This is a genomic window from Kitasatospora sp. NPDC007106 (assembly GCF_040634455.1).
Lineage (GTDB): Bacteria > Actinomycetota > Actinomycetes > Streptomycetales > Streptomycetaceae > Kitasatospora > Kitasatospora arboriphila.
Map to the genome: position 1 here is coordinate 1 of NZ_JBEYFP010001069.1, position 1,818 is coordinate 1,818.

Genomic DNA, 1,818 nt, shown 5'->3' on the forward strand with positions numbered 1-1,818 from the left:
GGCCCGGAACGGCCCGGGCCCGGAACGGCACGGGGCCGGGAGTGCCTCGCAGGGCGGCGCCTGCCCGGGATCGGCCCGCTCCGTGCACGGGCCGGTCCGGCCGGACCCGCACCGACCGCCCCGGCGCCACCGTGGGCAGCAACGGCCGGGGCACCGGGGTGCCGGGACACCGGGGGCGGGGACGCCGGGGCGGGACGGATGCGGGCTCAGTGCTCGGCCGGGCAGAGGGTGTCGTGTGCGGGGCGTCGGCCGTCGACGAGGAAGCGGGTCACCAACCGGTCGCCGCAGGCGTTGCCGTGCGCGGCGTAGGCGTCGTGGCCGCCGGAGTCGACGCTCACCAGGCGGGCCCGGTCGCCGAGTGCGGCGCGCAGGCGCAGGGCGCCGGCGTAGGGCGTGGCGGGGTCGCGGAGGTTCTGCACCATGAGGATGTTCGACGGCCCGTCGGGCGTGATCCGGGTCGGCGGTTCGGCCGGGTCGGTGGGCCAGAAGGCGCAGGGCATGACGTTGACCGGCATGCCGGCGGTCAACGGGTGCGCGGTGCGGTCGGCGGCGACGGCGCGGGCGTAGCCGTCGGCGGAGCGGGGCCAGCGGACGTCGTTGCACATGGTGGCGGCGGAGGCGGCGACGGTGTTCTGCATCGCGGCGTCGGGCGGGGTGGCGGCCGGGGGCAGCTCGGCGCGGCCGTCGGCGGCGAGCATCAGGCGGGCGAGCCGGGGGAAGCGGGCGTCGTCGTAGAGGGTGTCGAGCATGGCCGCGCGCAGGGCGTTGCCGTCGAGTCGGGCGGGGTTGGCGCCGGGCCAGGGCAGCGGGGCGGTGTCGAGGCGGGCGGCGAGCCGCAGGAACAGGTCGCGTACCTGCTGCGGGGTGTCGGCGAGCCGCTGGTCGCCGGCGGCGGGGGCGGCGGCCCAGGCGGCGAAGTCCGGGAAGCGGTCCTCGGCGCCGGTGGCGTAGGCGGCGAGCCAGCCGCGTTCGACGCGGCTCGGGTCGGGGTCGTCGTTGCTGTCGAGGACGATCCGGTCGGTGCGGTCGGGGTACATGGTGGCGTACACGGCGCCGGCGTAGGTGCCGTAGGAGACGCCCCAGGCGGAGATCCGGCGTTCGCCGAGGGCTTGGCGGATGCGGTCCATGTCGCGGGCCTCGTTGCGGGTGCTGATGCTGCGGAGCACGGGGCCTCCGTTGCGGGTGCAGGCGTCGGCGATCCGGCGGGCGGCGGCGAGGTTGCCGGTGACGGAGCCGTCGGGTGCGGGCCAGGGCAGCAGGGTGGTCATCGACAGGTCTTCGTGGGCGAGCCCGCAGTCGACGGGGCTGCTGCGGCCGACGCCGCGGGGGTCGAAGCCGATGAGGTCGTAGCGGTCGAGGACGGACCGGGGCAGTCGGCGGACGGCGTTGGTGGGGCCGTTGAGTCCGGGGTTGCCGGGTCCGCCGGGGACGATGAGCAGGGCGCCGCGGCGCTGGTCGGGGCGGGCGGCGGTGATCCGGGAGACGGCGAGGTCCAGCTGCGGGCCGGTGGGATCGGCGTGGTCGAGCGGGACGGCGAGGGTGGCGCACTGCTGGCGGGTGTCGGCCGTGCTGTCGGGGCAGCTGCCCCAGGCGATCGGGGCGGGCGGCCGGGTGGCGGTCGCGGGCGGGCCGGCGGGCCGGGTGGTGGCGGTCGCGGGCGGGACGGTGCCGAGGAGGGTGAGGAGTGCGGCGGCGGCCGTCGCGGCCGTGGCGTGGGCGATTCGCATGCCGAGTAGTCTTCGCGGCCGGGCTCGGCGGGGCGATCCTGTCGGCACCCGGATCCGTCCTGGTGCGGGCCTCACCCGCATCCGGGGGCTC

At 77.9% G+C, this 1,818-nt stretch carries 1 protein-coding gene; it reads right to left on the reverse strand.

Translation table 11 applies throughout. The features are described 5' to 3' along the window. Positions 1 to 206: 206 nt before the first annotated feature. Positions 207 to 1,727: an alpha/beta hydrolase gene (locus tag ABZ641_RS35815; RefSeq protein WP_359988621.1), complete on the reverse strand. Its 1,521-nt coding sequence runs from the start codon at positions 1,725 to 1,727 to the stop codon at positions 207 to 209. Positions 1,728 to 1,818: the final 91 nt, after the last annotated feature.

Excerpts from the sequence above, each read along its gene's own strand:
- ABZ641_RS35815 (WP_359988621.1), bottom strand. The coding sequence starts at position 1,727 with ATGCGAATCGCCCACGCCACGGCCGCGACGGCCGCCGCCGCACTCCTC.